Annotated in this window: 20 protein-coding genes, 1 rRNA gene, 1 pseudogene and 1 riboswitch; of the genes and pseudogenes, 18 read left to right on the top strand and 4 right to left on the bottom strand. The window is 53.5% G+C overall.

The window, feature by feature from the left end:
- Positions 1–54: 54 nt before the first annotated feature.
- Positions 55–321 (top strand): hypothetical protein, encoded by a 267-nt coding sequence (locus AOY23_RS20795; RefSeq protein ID WP_020803518.1) that lies wholly within the window; start codon positions 55–57, stop codon positions 319–321.
- A 120-nt stretch (positions 322–441) separates the two neighbouring features.
- On the opposite strand, the gene AOY23_RS20800 is transcribed toward AOY23_RS20795, so the two are convergent.
- A complete protein-coding gene (locus AOY23_RS20800; RefSeq protein ID WP_054181123.1) occupies positions 442–807 on the bottom strand; it encodes a helix-turn-helix domain-containing protein in 366 nt (121 codons plus the stop codon).
- Between the two features lie 89 nt (positions 808–896).
- Here AOY23_RS20800 and AOY23_RS20805 point away from each other — a divergent pair, with 89 nt between their 5' ends.
- The 13 genes from AOY23_RS20805 to AOY23_RS20860 all read left to right on the top strand — a co-directional run bounded on the left by AOY23_RS20805 (position 897) and on the right by AOY23_RS20860 (position 8,584).
- Positions 897–1,085, top strand: coding sequence for a DNA-binding protein (locus tag AOY23_RS20805; protein WP_016191701.1), 189 nt, complete (start codon positions 897–899; stop codon positions 1,083–1,085).
- A gap of 52 nt (positions 1,086–1,137) precedes the next feature.
- Positions 1,138–1,443, top strand: coding sequence for a helix-turn-helix domain-containing protein (locus AOY23_RS20810; protein ID WP_020803508.1), 306 nt, complete (start codon positions 1,138–1,140; stop codon positions 1,441–1,443).
- Between the two features lie 9 nt (positions 1,444–1,452).
- Positions 1,453–2,364 carry a DUF3102 domain-containing protein gene (locus AOY23_RS20815; protein WP_054181122.1) on the top strand — a complete coding sequence of 304 codons (912 nt, stop codon included), beginning with the start codon at positions 1,453–1,455 and terminating at the stop codon, positions 2,362–2,364.
- Positions 2,365–2,367: 3 nt separating this feature from the next.
- A complete protein-coding gene (locus AOY23_RS20820) occupies positions 2,368–4,137 on the top strand; it encodes a DDE-type integrase/transposase/recombinase (RefSeq protein ID WP_054181121.1) in 1,770 nt (589 codons plus the stop codon).
- Between the two features lie 10 nt (positions 4,138–4,147).
- Positions 4,148–5,314 carry an ExeA family protein gene (locus AOY23_RS20825; RefSeq protein WP_054181120.1) on the top strand — a complete coding sequence of 389 codons (1,167 nt, stop codon included), beginning with the start codon at positions 4,148–4,150 and terminating at the stop codon, positions 5,312–5,314.
- A 2-nt stretch (positions 5,315–5,316) separates the two neighbouring features.
- Positions 5,317–5,586, top strand: coding sequence for a hypothetical protein (locus tag AOY23_RS20830; RefSeq protein ID WP_054181119.1), 270 nt, complete (start codon positions 5,317–5,319; stop codon positions 5,584–5,586).
- Between the two features lie 17 nt (positions 5,587–5,603).
- Positions 5,604–6,215, top strand: a complete 612-nt coding sequence (locus AOY23_RS20835; protein ID WP_006118595.1) for a DUF3164 family protein — start codon at positions 5,604–5,606, stop codon at positions 6,213–6,215.
- A 78-nt stretch (positions 6,216–6,293) separates the two neighbouring features.
- Positions 6,294–6,506, top strand: coding sequence for a hypothetical protein (locus tag AOY23_RS20840; protein ID WP_054181118.1), 213 nt, complete (start codon positions 6,294–6,296; stop codon positions 6,504–6,506).
- Positions 6,496–6,699, top strand: coding sequence for a hypothetical protein (locus AOY23_RS20845; protein ID WP_054181117.1), 204 nt, complete (start codon positions 6,496–6,498; stop codon positions 6,697–6,699). Before AOY23_RS20840 ends, AOY23_RS20845 begins: the two co-directional genes overlap by 11 nt.
- Positions 6,700–6,881: 182 nt before the next feature.
- On the top strand, positions 6,882–7,568 hold the full coding sequence (locus tag AOY23_RS20850) for a DUF2786 domain-containing protein (RefSeq protein WP_407830042.1): 687 nt from the start codon (positions 6,882–6,884) through the stop codon (positions 7,566–7,568).
- Positions 7,565–7,780, top strand: a complete 216-nt coding sequence (locus AOY23_RS22190; protein WP_071890037.1) for a hypothetical protein — start codon at positions 7,565–7,567, stop codon at positions 7,778–7,780. Before AOY23_RS20850 ends, AOY23_RS22190 begins: the two co-directional genes overlap by 4 nt.
- Positions 7,770–8,198, top strand: a complete 429-nt coding sequence (locus AOY23_RS20855) for a gp16 family protein (RefSeq protein ID WP_054181115.1) — start codon at positions 7,770–7,772, stop codon at positions 8,196–8,198. Before AOY23_RS22190 ends, AOY23_RS20855 begins: the two co-directional genes overlap by 11 nt.
- Positions 8,195–8,584, top strand: coding sequence for a Mor transcription activator family protein (locus tag AOY23_RS20860; protein ID WP_054181114.1), 390 nt, complete (start codon positions 8,195–8,197; stop codon positions 8,582–8,584). Before AOY23_RS20855 ends, AOY23_RS20860 begins: the two co-directional genes overlap by 4 nt.
- A gap of 160 nt (positions 8,585–8,744) precedes the next feature.
- Here the strand turns inward: AOY23_RS20860 and AOY23_RS20865 are convergent.
- Together AOY23_RS20865 and AOY23_RS20870 are read right to left on the bottom strand one after the other, a co-directional pair.
- Positions 8,745–9,011: pseudogene (locus AOY23_RS20865) on the bottom strand (FGGY family carbohydrate kinase); the annotation flags it as partial.
- A gap of 21 nt (positions 9,012–9,032) precedes the next feature.
- The gene (locus tag AOY23_RS20870) at positions 9,033–9,881 is read right to left on the bottom strand and encodes an MIP/aquaporin family protein (RefSeq protein WP_038160310.1); all 849 of its coding nucleotides are present in this window, start codon (positions 9,879–9,881) and stop codon (positions 9,033–9,035) included.
- 456 nt (positions 9,882–10,337) lie between these two features.
- Between AOY23_RS20870 and zapB the strand changes: the two genes are divergently transcribed.
- Positions 10,338–10,583: a septal ring assembly protein ZapB gene (gene zapB, locus AOY23_RS20875; protein WP_152958659.1), complete on the top strand. Its 246-nt coding sequence runs from the start codon at positions 10,338–10,340 to the stop codon at positions 10,581–10,583.
- A gap of 38 nt (positions 10,584–10,621) precedes the next feature.
- On the opposite strand, the gene trmA is transcribed toward zapB, so the two are convergent.
- Entirely contained in the window at positions 10,622–11,722 is a 1,101-nt protein-coding gene (trmA, locus tag AOY23_RS20880; protein WP_054181112.1) for a tRNA (uridine(54)-C5)-methyltransferase TrmA, read from the bottom strand.
- Positions 11,723–11,823: 101 nt separating this feature from the next.
- Positions 11,824–11,999: riboswitch (cobalamin riboswitch) on the top strand.
- 66 nt (positions 12,000–12,065) lie between these two features.
- Here trmA and btuB point away from each other — a divergent pair.
- The 3 genes from btuB to AOY23_RS20895 all read left to right on the top strand — a co-directional run bounded on the left by btuB (position 12,066) and on the right by AOY23_RS20895 (position 16,596).
- Entirely contained in the window at positions 12,066–13,901 is a 1,836-nt protein-coding gene (gene btuB / locus AOY23_RS20885; protein WP_054181111.1) for a TonB-dependent vitamin B12 receptor BtuB, read from the top strand.
- Positions 13,846–14,697, top strand: coding sequence for a glutamate racemase (gene murI, locus AOY23_RS20890; protein WP_054181110.1), 852 nt, complete (start codon positions 13,846–13,848; stop codon positions 14,695–14,697). The genes btuB and murI overlap by 56 nt, the downstream gene beginning before the upstream one ends.
- A gap of 357 nt (positions 14,698–15,054) precedes the next feature.
- Positions 15,055–16,596 (top strand): 16S ribosomal RNA (locus AOY23_RS20895).
- Positions 16,597–16,613 lie beyond the last annotated feature (17 nt).

Consider the following 16,613-nt stretch of genomic DNA (forward strand, 5'->3'; position numbering starts at 1 on the left):
AATAGAATCATTAATAGGTCGCCGAATTTGAACCCACTTACAATGGATTATGCTATGAAATTTAAGATCGCTGTTCTGATTTCTACCTTTTTAGTCGCTGGAAATACTATGGCTGATAGCGTCATGAAAGCTGAATTTCATTCAATGCAAGAATGTCTGTCAGCTATAAAGGCAAATGGTGGCGAACCACTCAAAATCATTCAGGATAAGCCAGACATGGTGACTGGACGATTGCCTAACGAGAAAATGTTCGCCTGCGAAAAGAAAGAGACAGGGTCTAAAGGCACTTACTTTGAAGGTTGGTTTATGGTCAAAGATTAACAGTTTTGTCGTGGCAAGAGCTTAGGCCTTGCCACCTTACTTTTTTTTGATAAGCCTTTCCCGATAAGCAGCTAACTCAACCACATTCCCTTTACCGTGAAATTCTTATAAGCCCTCTCCCTACCCAGCAAACTTGCTTGGTTTTGGTTGAGTGAGGACTTTGCCGACCTCAAGAATAGCCCTCCGCTGCTCAGGACTCATATCATCAAACGCATCCATCAGAGCCTGTTTCTCCGTTGAGATACCCTGCACTGATGAAGTCCCATCTCCCAAGATAAATTGTTCACCAACACCTGTGAGAAGCCAATTGAGGTTTATACCCAACTGTGTGCACAACTTCGTTAAGCCTGCAATATTAGGTTCCCTGTCGCCATTCAAATAGCTTTGAGCGGTACGGTAAGGCAGCTCGCAAATCTCAGCGAACTCTTTGATTGAGCTGATCTTCTTTTGTTTTAGTACTTCTTTTAATCGCTCAGCTATACACATTTGCGTCTCTTTCGTTGCTTTATACACGTTTGTGTATATAATCTATCACACATAAGGCAAACATCATTGCATCAACAAAGGAGACAACGATGACTGCAGAACAAGTCAAATCACTCTTCCGCCAGCGCGGGGTCACTTTCACCCGCTGGGCTGAAGAAAACGGCTACAGCCGCAATGAGGTCTACCGGGTTCTTAACGGCTTCACTAAAGGTCGTTACGGCAAATCGCACGAAATTGCAGTGAAGCTGGGTCTGAAACCAGATTCGAATGCGGCGTAACGTTTTAGCCCGTGTAACAGATTATCACATATCGCAAAAAGGGGAATGTGACATGAGTAAGGCAAATGTTTCCAGTTCTGGTTCCCGCATTCTGCGCGTTCTTAAAGCACTGCGTGGCCACGCCCTGAACGGTGTTTCTAACGGTGAACTGGCATCGGCTCTGGGCGAGTCACCGGCGAATATCAATCGTGCACTGAATACCCTTATCGAAGAAGGACTGGCCCTGAAACTGGATAACGGGCGTTTTGCCCCTGGAGTCCAGCTCTTACAAATCGCCATGGCGCACAGTACCGAAATGGCGCGGGCGCAGGATCGTATTAATGAAATCAACCAGCGTGTTATGGCTGGTAGTCGCTAAGGAGTTGAAATGGGACGCACAAAATCACAACCAGTTGAACTAATGGAAGATGCACCGCTGAGTGATGGCCTCAACGTTAGTCTTAACGCCATGACCGAACATCGCCTTGAAATCATGCAGCAGTTTGGTGATGGGCTGCCGTATGAACGCGATCGTATTGTCCATGAAACACGTTTTTACATGGCTCAGAGTGCAGAAGCCATGCTGGAGGCGGGTAAGCGACTGGTAATTCTCAAGGAGAATGAACCTCACGGCGATTTTATAAATATTCTCGAAAATGACCTCGGCCTTGAGCCGCGCGTCGCACGCCGCATGATGCAGGCCAGTGTGAAATTTTTGGGTAATGGCGATCAAAATTCAAAACGGACAGCGCTGACCGTTTTAGGTAAGACCAAGTTGTATGAACTGATGGTTCTGGATGACGAAGAACTCGACGCATTAGCTGATGGTGGAACCGTCGCCGGGGCAACGCTTGATGATATTGATCGCATGACCAGTCGCGAACTGAAGGCAGCCCTACGTGAAGCGCGTGAAACCAACGCAGCACAACAGCGCGTGCTCGCCGACAAAAACGAAAAAATCGACTCGCTCTCCACCAAACTGGAGAAGAAATCCCGTATCCAGCCACCCAGGCCTGACGAAGAAGTGAAGAAGTTACGCGCGGAAGTGACGGCGTTAGCGGTTGAGGCGGAATCTGCCATTGCCGTTCGACTGTCCAGCGCCTTTGAGACCCTGTGCGCATACTGCGCTGAAAACATGATTGATACACCCAGAGACTTCATGGCGGGTCTGGTATGCCAGCTGGAAAGCACCGCGCGTAGCCTGCGCTCCACATTTGACCTGCCGGACGAGCCGACAGGCAACGTTGCTCCTGCTTGGCTGACAGAGCCGACGCCTGAGATTAACGGTCAGGAGGCATAACCGATGAGTGCCGCCCTGACTGAACGACTGGTTTCTGTTGCCCGCGCGGCACGTGACGCGGGGCATGGTAAGCGCGGTGCAATTTATGAGGCCGCATGCGCCGAACTGGGCCTGTCCCGCGCCACCCTGTTACGCAAGCTGAAGGAGGTATCAGTGACTGATAAACGTAAAAAACGCGCTGACGCCGGGCGCAGTGCCCTGAGCCGCGACGAAGCCGCACTGATATCCGCCACGCTGCGCGAGGCCACTCGTAAGAACGGTAAGCGCCTGTATTCCATCGCCGATGCGGTGGAGACCCTGCGGTCAAACGGCTTTATCACTGCAGGCAGAACGGACGAGGTGACAGGCGAGTTTTTCCCATTGTCCGAGGACACCATCAGCCGCGCCCTGCGTAACTATGGCCTGCACCCGGAACAGCTTGACGCACCGGCCCCGTCGTCCGAGATGGCCAGCCTGCATCCCAATCACGTCTGGGAGATTGATGCCTCACTTTGTACGCTTTACTACCTGAGCAATGGCCATAAAGGGCTGCAGGTGATGGACAGCGCGAAGTTCTACAAGAACAAGCCCGCCAACATCGCCCGCATCGCCAGTGACCGCGTGTGGAGTTATGAGATTACCGACCATACCAGCGGCTGGATTTACGTTGAGTACGTGATGGGTGCGGAGTCCGGTGAGAACCTCTGCTCTGTTCTTATCAACGCCATGCAGGAACGCGGCGGCGCAGACGTGCTGCACGGTGTGCCGAAAATACTCTACCTCGACCCCGGTTCGGCGAACACCGCTGGCATGACGAAAAACATGTGCCGCTCGCTGGGCATCAACCTGATAGCGCACAAGCCGCATAATGCCCGCGCCACCGGGCAGGTGGAAAAAGCCCGTGACATTATCGAACGCAAGCTGGAGCCGGGTCTCAAGTTCCAGCCTGTTCACAGTCTGGAAGAGCTGAACGCGCTGGCGGTGAAATGGCGCAGCCACTTTAACGCCACAGCTGTTCACAGCCGCCACCGTAAAACCCGCACGGATATCTGGCTGAAAATCACCGCTGAGCAGCTGAAGAAAGCGCCATCTGTTGAGGTATGCCGTGAACTGGCGGTGGCCGCACCTGAACTCCGCAAGGTTACGCCAAAACTGCGCGTCTCGTTCCGGGGCAATGAGTTTGATGTTTCGACGGTACCGGGCGTACTGGTCGGCGAAAAACTAATGATTACCCGTAACCCGTGGCGCAGCGATGTGGCGCAGGTGGTACTGACCGGTGAGGACGGCCACGAGACGTTCTTCCTGGTTGAAGAGGTCAGAAAGAACGAGTTCGGATTTGCCGAGAGCGCAGCGGTATTTGGCGAAAGCTACAAAGCCCTGCCGGAGACCCCGGCACAGACTGCAGCAAAAGAAATCGAAGAACTGGTTACCGGCACGGATAACGCCGCCGATGCAGCTGCTGCACGCAAGGCGAAGGCGCTGCCGTTCGGTGGGCGACTTGACCCGTATAAACATATCGACGACACCACGCTTCCGGCCTATATGCCGAAGCGCGGACAGGCTTCAGACGTGCGCGGGCCGCGTATCGAGCAGCGTCCGCTGACCCATGTGGAGGCGGCGAAAGCCCTGCGCGAGAAGTTCAGCGCTAACGGCCATACCTGGACGCCGGAACATTACCGCCAGTTAGCGGCACAGTACCCTGATGGCGTACCGGAAACCGCGCTGGATGAGGTCATGGTCACCCTGACCACTCCGGCCCGCAACAGCGTTATCAGCATCGTTAACGGTAACTGAGGAGGAAGGCATGCTGGTACTGAAGCAACAACTGAAAGAGGCCCGCATCCCGCAGGCGGTGGTGGCAAGAGCCGTCGCCGTTTCCGAGGCCACGCTGGCCCAGATTGTGAACCATAACGAGTGGCCACGCACCAGCCCCGAAGAGGTACGCCAGCGTCTGGCGTTGTATCTGGAAAGTCAGGGGATTGATACAGCGAAAAGTTTTGATGCTGCACAGGGCGCTGTCACGCCCCGTACAGCGGGTACCACCGATAAAACCAACCTCAGTGAGGAAGAGAACATGTTACTCAAAAAGCAGGTGTTATTTCCAGCAACCAAAAAAGCGTTTGGCCTTTTCCGTGACCCGTTCGCCGATGAAGCCATGCAGGGCGCGGACGATGTGTTCACCACGCCGGATATCCGCTACGTGCGTGAGGCGCTGTTCCAGACCGCCCGCCACGGTGGCTTTCTGGCGGTTATCGGCGAGTCCGGCGCGGGTAAATCCACGCTGCGCCGCGACCTGATTGAACGCGTCAACCGCGAGAACGCGCCAGTGATAGTTATCGAGCCATACATCATCGCCATGGAAGACAACGACGTGAAGGGCAAAACCCTGAAGGCCGCTGCGATCGCCGAGGCCATCATCAGCACCATCGCGCCGCTGGAGAGTATCAAACGCAGCCAGGACGCCCGCTTCCGCCAGTTGCACCGCGTTCTGAAGGACAGCAGCCAGGCGGGTTTCAGCCACGTTCTGGTGATTGAGGAGGCCCACAGTCTGCCCATCCCGACGCTGAAGCACCTCAAACGCTTCTTCGAACTGGAGTCCGGCTTCAAAAAACTGCTGTCCATCGTGCTGATTGGCCAGCCTGAACTGGCGGACAAACTGTCCGAACGCAACATGGAAGTCCGTGAGGTCGTCCAGCGCTGCGAAGTGGTTGAACTGCTGCCGCTGGACAACAGCCTCGAAGAGTTTCTTGCGTTCAAGCTGCAACGTGCCGGTAAGCAGCTGGCCGACATCATGGACGCCAGCGCAGTGGAAGCCATCCGCGCCCGCCTGAGCAATCTGGGCAGCAACCGTAAAAGCATGGTCAGCCTGCTGTATCCGCTGGCCGTCAGTAACCTGGTGATAGCCGCCATGAATCTGGCCGCTGAAATCGGGGTTCCGCAGGTCAGCGCCGACGTCGTTAAAGGGGTTTAATCATGAAATCCATCGCCAATATCAACCAGCAGATGAGCAAGGTGCAGTCCGCCATTATGGCGCTCAACGCCATGAACACTACCGTGCAGAGCGTCATGATTGCGGGCAGTAAGCCGGTTATCCGTATCGCCCGCAACGGGCACTGTGCCCGCCTGCTGGAGCAGGGCAAAGCGAGTTATACCCATGTTGGTCATGACGGCTCAGGGCGCTTCCGTCAGGGCGTCTTTGAGTTGCATGGCTGCCGTATTACCTGGTCAGAGTCGTTACATTAACCACAAGGTGAACAGAGATGAGCGAAGTAAATAAAGAAGACTACATGAAAGACCGTAAGGGGCGTCTGGTGCCGGTTGACCAGGTGTCTGACTATGACCTTGCGATGGATTCTTTCGTTAAAGAACAGGTTGCCGCCGCGAAGGTTAAACGCGATGAACTCAGCGACTTCAAGCGTCGTGCCTTTGACGAGTGCTATGCCTGGCTTGACCTTGTGGCCGAGAAGTACGGCAGAACGCGCGGCGGTGCCAAAGGCAACGTGACCTTCAGCAGCTTCGACGGTGCTCAGCAGATCACCATCCGCGTGCAGGAAACCCTGACCTTCGGGCCAGAGTTGCAGATTGCCAAAGACCTGATAGACGAGTGCGTCACCGAGTGGTCGGAAGGCGCGAACGCCAACCTGCGGGCCATCATCAGCGATGCTTTTCAGGTGGACAAAGAGGGCCAGCTTAACACCGGACGTATTCTTTCCCTGCGCCGGGTCAAGATTCAGGACGAGCGCTGGAACCGGGCAATGGAGGCCATATCAGAATCACTGCAGGTGGCAATGTCCAAAACTTATATTAATTTCCGGGAGAAAGATAAACACGGGAAGCTCATTAATATTCCGTTAGATATCGCTGCCATTTAATTTTAATTCAATTTCTTTTTATTTCGGCGTCAGCGCCGTGGGCTTCTGCACGCCGAAAACAGCATTAAGGAATAGATCATGTCCATCAAATGTTCCAACTGTAAGAAAGGTATCACCACCCTGAAATTCAGCGACGCCAGTGTCATTACCTCAGGCAAATACCATGTGCCAGCCGTCCTCATCACGCTGGTATGCCCGCACTGCAGCCAGCATTACTACACGGAAGTCCCGGCAATGGAATTCATCCCCTGTGAAATGAAGCAACGACAGGAGGCATCCAATGAAAATTAATCCGGCAGCGACGACTTGTTTACAACGAATAAAGACTTTGAATGCTGATAACCAGCGTTCGGTCAGGGTTAATCTCGGTGTACTTAAAGCGGCTCGTAGTGAAATCCTGGCCCATGTTGCGATAAACGGAAAAGGCGTCATGACCGATATGGTGATCCATGCGTTAGACCACGCGATCAAGGAGGGCCGGTAATCATGTGGGTACTTATTTTGTGGATGTTCACATCAGGTACTGAAGGCGAAGGCCTTGTCATAACATCTCCGGAATTTACTACTGAGAGTGCCTGCAGGGCAGCATTCCAGGAAGTTAAACGCGTCAATGCCGGTGAAATTTATCTACGCGGTGTATGCACACCAAAGGACTAAATCATGCCAATGACTGATAAAGAGAAAGTGCTGGAAAAGTTAAAAAAACTTCTGGCGCTGTCAAAATCTGATAATCCCCATGAAGCCTCACTGGCACTGCAGCGTGTTCAGAAACTGATGCACGCATACGGCATTACCCGTGACGATATCGCACTCAGTGATATAGACGAAAGCATTAGCAACTACTGGGCTGCAGGCAGCGTTAATCCACCACGTTACATGCTGGGTCTGCTGGGCATCATCCAGGCTGCCTTTGGTGTGGAATCTATTATTCATTCAGGTCATAAACCCAGCGTTGGGTTTTACGGTAATAAAGACCGCGTTGAGCTGGCGTCTTATACCTGGGATGTTCTCGCCCGACAGCTTATTACGGCGCGAAAAAACCACATCGGGCAGCAGAATAAAAGAATCAAAAGCACGACAAAGACCAGCCGTGGCGACAAATTTGCCGAAGGCTGGGTACTGGCCGTGCGTAGTGAAGTGCAATTGTTTGCTATGACCCGTGAGGAACGGGAGCTGGCTCAACTCTGGCTCGAACAGAAATACCCGGATTCAGGCACAACTACGGGCCGTGAAGCTGGAAAATCACGTGACGCGGATATGTCGCGCCATATCGGTTACAGAGAAGGGAAAAACGTCCGCCTGCATCAGCCTGTCAGCGGGCATGAGCAGCGGAAGCTGGGGAGTGGCTTATGATGGCTGAATATATTGTATGCGCCCTGTTCTGGTACTGCCTCGTGGGGTGGTGTAATGCTGAGCTGCACCGCCATTCAGGTTTTTGTTCAAGATACAGCGGTGCTAAATACTGGATTAGCTGGGCGGTAATGCTCCTTTGCTGGCCTGTAGCCCTTCCTTTATATGTTGACTATGTCAGGGGAAAATCAAAAGGTGAGGTCGATGATGACTAAACAGCGCCTCATTCAACTTATTCATATTGCCCGCAGCGACCTCCAGATGGATGAGGATACCTACCGCCAGATGCTGCAGGGGCTGACCGGCAAAGCCTCGACCAAAGGGATGGATATCACACAGCTAAACAGCGTGCTGGAATCCATGAAAAAGAAAGGTTTTCGCGTTAAGCCTGCCGGGAAATCCAGGTCCGGTTTACCGCTGGATAGCCATCCTCAGTCAAAGAAAATCCGTGCACTATGGCTTGAAATGGCTGCGGCAGGTGTCGTCCGTGACAGTTCAGAGCAGGCGCTGGCGCTATGGGTTAAACGGGAAACGGGCATCAGCGCGTTACGCTGGCTCAGCAATGAGCAGGCAAGTAGCGTTATTGAGAAACTGAAAAAGTGGCAGCGCAGGGCTGCGGGGGTGAAGCAATGAGCGACCTGAATCAGTTTCGTAGTAAAGGGCCGGAACTGTTGGTGGAACTGGCACAGCACACCTCTGAGACCGTCCGCGAGATTATTGATATCGAACCAGCAGTTGCCGACCAGATTGGTCAGGCCGTCGCGAACCGCATGATGCAGGTCTGGGGCGGGCAAAACGTCTATTTCCCGATGGGCATGGTCTGGAAGGTCAGCCAGCGCGACCGTGAAATTTTCCTGGAGTTTGACGGGCGCAACCATCACGAACTGGCCCGTAAATTTGGTGTTTCGCTACAGTGGGTTTACAGCGTGGTGAAGCGGGTCAGAAAAGAAGAACTGGATCGGATGCAGGGCAAACTGTTTGATGGTGAACCCGATGCCGATGCGGGGAAAAAGGAGTAATATCTGCAATCAGGCTGGTGCAAGTTCTGTTTTTTCCGGGCCGGTCTGATTTTCACATACTGTAAGGTTATTGCATATTCCATCCAGTCTCTTCCCATGTTGACCCAGTTCTTCCCATAATTATCTCACTTATTCCCTGTCATTTATCTCAAGTCTAATCAACGATGGCGGTTTCACGCTGGTTGGTGATGCCGATCGCGGCAATCTGATCGGAACTGATATCGGCTTTTGCCAGCACTTCGACCAGCGTGGAGCTTTGCGATGCCCAGATCTCCATCGGGTCATGCTCGACCCAGCCGGGCTTAGGGTAGATTTGTTCAAATTCGCGCTGTGAGACGCTGATGATATTAGCGTCATGATCCATCACGACAGCGCGGGAGCTGGTGGTGCCCTGGTCGAGAGCAACGATGTATTTTTTGTCAGTCATGATTCTTGTCCCGTAGTCAGTTTACAGCGAAGCTTTTTGCTGCGACGTCGAAGTGGATTCCTTTTCTTCCACCACCTCACACTCGTCGCATGGTAAATGGCGGCCAATCAGTTTACGATAGCTAAACGCGCCCAGTGCCGCACCCACGACCGGTGCAAACAACGGCACCAGGAAGTAGGGGATGTCCTTGCCGCCAGTAAAGGCGACGTTGCCCCACCCCGCAAACCAGGCGAAGGCTTTCGGGCCGAAATCACGCGCCGGGTTCATCGCGAAGCCGGTAAGCGGGCCCATCGAGGCGCCAATCACGGCGATCAGCAGGCCGATCAGCAGCGGTGCCAGCGGGCCGCGCGGTACGCCGTTGCCGTCGTCCGTCAGCGCCATAATCAGACCCATCAGCACTGCGGTAATCACCATTTCGACCGCAAAGGCCTGTACAAAATTGAGGTGCGGATTCGGATAGGTGGAGAAAATACCTGCCAGTTCAAGACTTTCGACACTGCCGCGCACCATATGGTGCGTCTCTTCGAAGCTGTAAAAAAGATTGTAGTAAAGCCCGTAAACTAACGCCGCTGCGCAAAAGGCGCCGGCAATTTGCGAAATAATAAAGGGGACGACTTTGCGCCCGTCAAAGCAGGCAAACAGCCACAGCGCGATAGTTACCGCCGGGTTCAGATGTGCGCCGGAAACCCCTGCAGTCAGGTAAATGGCCATGGCCACCCCCAGACCCCAGATAATACTGATTTCCCACTGCCCGAAGCTGGCGCCGGCTACTTTCAGCGCCGCAACACATCCAACGCCGAAAAAGATCAACAAGCCGGTACCGAGAAACTCCGCGATGCATTGGCCTTTTAAGGTTGATGTCTGGCTCATAATTAGATCCTGAAGACGTAGTGATGATGATAGGGTACATGGTGGCCGAAGACGACCATGCTGCCGTGTAGGCATAGTGTTAATTTATCGTTAACGCGCAAAAACGAGAAATATCGAAATCAAAATGTGTGTACTGCGTCAATAAAATGAGCGTTTACGCGCTATTTTGTGCGTTTAAGCACCTTTTTGCAGAGTGTGAGCTGAATCAATTCATTAACGGATGAGTTAACAATTTAGAGGTATCTGTTCAGAACGCACCAGGTATAGACTGAAAATGCTGGCAAACCGCAATCTGCGCGGCTTGCCGCTGGACAGCAGCGCCGGGGCTTCATACAATCGGGGCCATTACTGTAATGCGCTTATTTTCGTAAAGGCGTCACCGGCGTTCCGGGACGAGAGTCAGTTAAACCCGATATCTTTGGGTTGCTATCAACGCCTTGCAAGTTCAGGAGAGGTATGACGATGTCATTAGAAGTGTTTGAGAAACTTGAAGCCAAAGTACAGCAGGCGATTGATACCATCACGTTACTGCAGATGGAAATCGAAGAGCTGAAAGAAAAGAATAATTCGCTGGCGCAGGAAGTGCAGTCTGCGCAGCATGGCCGCGAAGAGCTGGAGCGCGAAAACAGCCACCTGCGCGAGCAGCAGAACGGCTGGCAGGAGCGTTTGCAGGCTCTGCTGGGCCGCATGGAAGAGGTCTGATGCGCTGGCCCTCTCCTGCTGAGGGCCAGTCCGTTCGCTTACTTCCGTTCCAGCAGAACCCCGCACTCCATATGATGGGTGTAGGGGAACTGATCGAACAACGCCAGACGAGCCACCTTATGCGTCTGGCCTAACGTTTCCAGATTTTGACACAACGTTTCCGGATTACAGGAAATGTACAGAATACGCGGGTACGCCTGCACCATCTTCTCTGTCTCGCTATCCAGCCCGCTGCGCGGGGGATCCACAAAAATCGTCTCGCACTGATAACTCTTCAGATCAATCCCCTGAAGACGGTTGAATTCGCGCACGCCGTTCATCGCCTGGGTAAACTCTTCCGCCGCCATGCGGATGATCTGTACGTTATCGATGTGGTTAGCTGCGATGTTGTATTGCGCCGCCGCGACCGACGGTTTGGCGATTTCTGTCGCCAGTACGCGGTTAAAATTACGCGCCAGCGCCAGCGAGAAATTGCCGTTGCCGCAGTAGAGTTCCAGCAGATCGCCCGTCGCGTTTTTTGTCGCATCCAGCGCCCATTCCAGCATCTGAATATTCATGGCCGCATTCGGCTGAGTGAAGCTGTTTTCCACCTGACGATAAATCATTTCGCGCCCGCCAACCGGCAAACGCTCATCAATGAAATCCTGATCGAGCGCGATTTTGGTTTTTGTCGCCCGGCCAATCAGATGCACGTTGAGGTTTTGCGCGCGCAACGTATCGCGCAGCGCTTCGGCCTCGCGACGCCATTCGTCATCCAGCTTTTTGTGATACAGCAGCGAGACCACCGCCTGGTTGCTCATGGTGGTCAGGTAGTCAATCTGGAACAGCTTGTGGCGCAGCACGCGGTTGTCGCGGACATGGGCGATTATCGCAGACATCAGCGCGTTGATGAGCTCGCTGGCCGCCGGGAAGCTGTCGACGCGAATACGCGATTTCGTCTCTTGATCGAAAATGATGTGATACAGGTCGTCACCGTCGTGCCACAGGCGGAATTCAGCACGCATGCGGTAATGACTCACTGGCGAACGAAACACTTCCGGAACCGGCGCGTCAAAAGGCGCCATCATTTTTTGCAGGCGGACGACTTTCTCAGCCAGCTGCGCGTCGTATTGCTCGGTAGGAAGGTGTTCGGGGGTCATGGTGCATCCTGATTCATAAAAGTACGCGGCGATTGTAGGGATTGTGCCGGGGATGTCCAGACATAATGGTTAATAGCAGTCTGGACATCTATATGCCGCAATTGTAGCATTCTGTTTCCGGTCTCCTGAGAGTGAAAAGGGAATCCAGTGCAAATCTGGAGCTGACGCGCAGCGGTAAAGACTGGCGGGATGAGAACAACAGACACTGTGAAAACGGGAAGTCTTCATCCGTAAAACGCCACCCAGCCCGAAGACCTGCCGGGATCACGTCGCATTTGGTTTCATCATCGCGTGCTATAGATGAGGCCTGCGGCATCCTTCTTATATTGTGGATGCTTTTACAATGATTAAAAAAGTATCGCTGTGGACGGCTTTGTCCGCCACGGCTTTTTCCGTCTGGGCGCAGGATGCCACCCCTGACACGCTGATCGTCACAGCAAACCGTTTTCAACAACCTGTGAATACCGTCCTGGCACCAACTTCCGTCGTGACCCGCGAAGATATCGAACGCTGGCAGGCAAAAAGCGTTGATGAAATTATGCAGCGTCTGCCTGGCGTGGATATTGCGCAAAGCGGCGGCATGGGGGCGCAGTCTTCAACTTACATCCGCGGAACCGAAGCGCGCCATGTACTGGTGCTCATTGACGGGATCCCGTTAAACAATGCCGGGATCAGCAATGCGCCTGACCTGAGCCAGATACCGGTCTCCCTGATTCAACGTATCGAGTATATTCGTGGCCCACGTTCAGCGCTTTACGGCTCGGACGCGATTGGCGGTGTCATTAACATTATCACCGGGCGTGATAAACCGGGTGCGGAGATCTCAGCGAGTGTGGGCTCTCATGGCTATCAGTCCTATGATGGCGCCTTCCAGCAGGAAATCGACAAAACCAAAATCACGATGGGGGGCAACTATACCTACACCCGGGGTTTTGATATTGGTGCGAATGATGCGCCGCGTCAGCCTGATCGCGACGGCTTTATGAGTAAGTCTCTGTTCGGTTCTGTTGAGCAGCAACTCACCGATAACCTGAGCGGGTTTGTGCGTGGCTATGGTTATGACAATCGCACGGCCTATGACGGTTACGCCTCCTATACGGCCGATGGCACGCCGGACACGCGCCAGCTCTACAGCCAGAACTGGGATACCGGGTTGCGATTCAACCAGGGTATCTACCAGTCTCAACTGGTGGCGGGTTATGGTCGCAGCAAAGATATCAACTATGACCCGAGTAAAGGCCGCTACGCCGATTCCGCCACCATAGACGATGTGAAGCAGTACACCACGCAATGGCTGAATACCTTCACGGTGGGCCACGGTAATATCGGCGCGGGTCTCGACTGGCAGAAACAGAAAACTCAGGCGGGAACCGGCTATCTGGACAAAGGCTACGAGCAGCGTAATACCGGCGTTTTTTTGTCCGCGATGCAACAGTTCGATAGCGTGACGCTGGAAGCGGCAGCCCGCCATGACGATAACTCTAACTTTGGCGATCACGGTACCTGGCAAACCAGCGCGGCCTGGGAGTTTATTGAAGGCTACCGCATCATCGGTTCATACGGGACTGCTTACAAAGCGCCGACCATGAGCCAGATCCACAGCGCAAGTTATGGTAATCCTGATCTTAAGCCGGAAGAGAGCAAACAGTGGGAAGGGGGCTTCGAAGGCCTGACGGGGCCGGTGAACTGGCGTGTCAGCGCGTATCGAAATGATGTCGATAACCTGATTGGTTATGACGCGAACTACCGTTATTACAATGTCGATAAGGCGCGTATCGAAGGGATCGAAGCCACGGCGCAGTTTGATACCGGCCCGCTGACGCATCAGATCTCTTATGATTATGTCGACCCGCGCAATGCAATAACCAACGAAGTGCTTAAACGCCGCTCTAAACAACAGGTGAAATATCAACTGGACTGGCAGGTATGGGATCTCGACTGGAATCTCGCCTATCGCTACCTCGGTACGCGCTATGACGATGACTTTAGTTCGTATCCTTATCGGGAAGTCAAACTGGGTGGTGTAAGTTTGTGGGATGTCGCAGTTTCATATCCGGTCACCTCTCACCTGACAGTTCGTGGTAAAATAGCAAACCTGTTCGATAAAGATTACGAGACGGTTTATGGCTATCAAACTGCAGGACGAGAATACACCTTGTCTGGCAGCTACACCTTCTGATCCACGTCCCACCGTACTGGTCTTTGACTCTGGTGTCGGTGGGTTGTCGGTCTATGATGAGATCCGGCATCTGTTGCCGGATCTGCATTACATCTATGCTTTCGACAACGTTGCCTTTCCGTATGGCGAGAAGAGCGAAGATTTTATCGTCGAGCGCGTTGTTGAGATCGTGACCGCGGTCCAGCAACGTTATCCGCTTTCCCTCGCGGTTATTGCCTGCAATACCGCCAGTACGGTCTCTCTTCCTGCCCTGCGCGAGAAATTTGCTTTCCCGGTGGTGGGGGTGGTTCCGGCGATTAAACCGGCGGCACGCCTGACTGCGAATGGCATTGTCGGCTTGCTGGCGACGCGCGGTACGGTGAAACGTCCTTATACCCACGAGCTGATTGATCGCTTTGCTAATGAATGCCGCATCGAGATGCTGGGGTCGGCAGAGCTGGTGGTGCTGGCTGAAGCCAAGCTACACGGTAAACCCGTCTCGCTTAATGAGTTGCGCCGCATTTTGCGTCCGTGGCTGCGGATGCCGGAACCGCCGGATACCGTCGTGCTGGGCTGTACGCATTTCCCGTTATTGCAGGAGGAGTTGCTGCAGGTGCTGCCCGAAGGCACTCGTCTGGTGGATTCCGGCGCGGCGATTGCGCGGCGAACGGCCTGGCTGCTGGAACATGAAGCGCCGGATGCGAAATCCACGGACGCCAATATCGCCTTTTGTATGGCGTTGATGCCAGAGACTGAACAACTTTTACCCGTTTTGCGCCGTTACGGTTTCGAAACGCTCGAAAATCTGGCGGTTTAGTCGCACTTTGGACAAAAATAAGGCGGTTGAAAAGTTTTTTGAAAAGAGGGCTTGTCAACGCCACAGAACTCCCTATAATGCGCCTCCACTGACACGGCACAACGGCAAACACACCGGCCTGTCAGGTGAAGTTAACCGAAATAACATGTTGACTTCATAGCGGGAAAGCGTATTATGCACACCCCGCGCCGCTGACAAAAAGCGAAGCGGCACTGCTCTTTAACAATTTATCAGACAATCTGTGTGGGCACTCGGAGTGACTGGATTCTTAACGTCTTCGGACGAAAAATGAATACCAAGTCTCAAAGAGTGAACACGTAATTCATTACGAAGTTTAATTCTTAGAGCATCAAACTTGAATTGAAGAGTTTGATCATGGCTCAGATTGAACGCTGGCGGCAGGCCTAACACATGCAAGTCGAGCGGCAGCGGGGGAAAGCTTGCTTTCCCGCCGGCGAGCGGCGGACGGGTGAGTAATGTCTGGGAAACTGCCTGATGGAGGGGGATAACTACTGGAAACGGTAGCTAATACCGCATAACGTCTTCGGACCAAAGTGGGGGACCTTCGGGCCTCATGCCATCAGATGTGCCCAGATGGGATTAGCTAGTAGGTGGGGTAACGGCTCACCTAGGCGACGATCCCTAGCTGGTCTGAGAGGATGACCAGCCACACTGGAACTGAGACACGGTCCAGACTCCTACGGGAGGCAGCAGTGGGGAATATTGCACAATGGGCGCAAGCCTGATGCAGCCATGCCGCGTGTATGAAGAAGGCCTTCGGGTTGTAAAGTACTTTCAGCGGGGAGGAAGGTGTTGTGGTTAATAACCGCAGCAATTGACGTTACCCGCAGAAGAAGCACCGGCTAACTCCGTGCCAGCAGCCGCGGTAATACGGAGGGTGCAAGCGTTAATCGGAATTACTGGGCGTAAAGCGCACGCAGGCGGTCTGTCAAGTCGGATGTGAAATCCCCGGGCTCAACCCGGGAACTGCATCCGAAACTGGCAGGCTTGAGTCTTGTAGAGGGGGGTAGAATTCCAGGTGTAGCGGTGAAATGCGTAGAGATCTGGAGGAATACCGGTGGCGAAGGCGGCCCCCTGGACAAAGACTGACGCTCAGGTGCGAAAGCGTGGGGAGCAAACAGGATTAGATACCCTGGTAGTCCACGCCGTAAACGATGTCGACTTGGAGGTTGTGCCCTTGAGGCGTGGCTTCCGGAGCTAACGCGTTAAGTCGACCGCCTGGGGAGTACGGCCGCAAGGTTAAAACTCAAATGAATTGACGGGGGCCCGCACAAGCGGTGGAGCATGTGGTTTAATTCGATGCAACGCGAAGAACCTTACCTGGTCTTGACATCCACGGAAGTTTTCAGAGATGAGAATGTGCCTTCGGGAACCGTGAGACAGGTGCTGCATGGCTGTCGTCAGCTCGTGTTGTGAAATGTTGGGTTAAGTCCCGCAACGAGCGCAACCCTTATCCTTTGTTGCCAGCGGTCCGGCCGGGAACTCAAAGGAGACTGCCAGTGATAAACTGGAGGAAGGTGGGGATGACGTCAAGTCATCATGGCCCTTACGACCAGGGCTACACACGTGCTACAATGGCATATACAAAGAGAAGCGACCTCGCGAGAGCAAGCGGACCTCATAAAGTATGTCGTAGTCCGGACTGGAGTCTGCAACTCGACTCCACGAAGTCGGAATCGCTAGTAATCGTGGATCAGAATGCCACGGTGAATACGTTCCCGGGCCTTGTACACACCGCCCGTCACACCATGGGAGTGGGTTGCAAAAGAAGTAGGTAGCTTAACCTTCGGGAGGGCGCTTACCACTTTGTGATTCATGACTGGGGTGAAGTCGTAACAAGGTAACCGTAGGGGAACCTGCGGTTGGATCACCTCCTTACCTGAAAGAACCTGCCT

The sequence above is a fragment of the Trabulsiella odontotermitis genome (genome assembly GCF_001297775.1).
Classification (GTDB): domain Bacteria; phylum Pseudomonadota; class Gammaproteobacteria; order Enterobacterales; family Enterobacteriaceae; genus Trabulsiella; species Trabulsiella odontotermitis.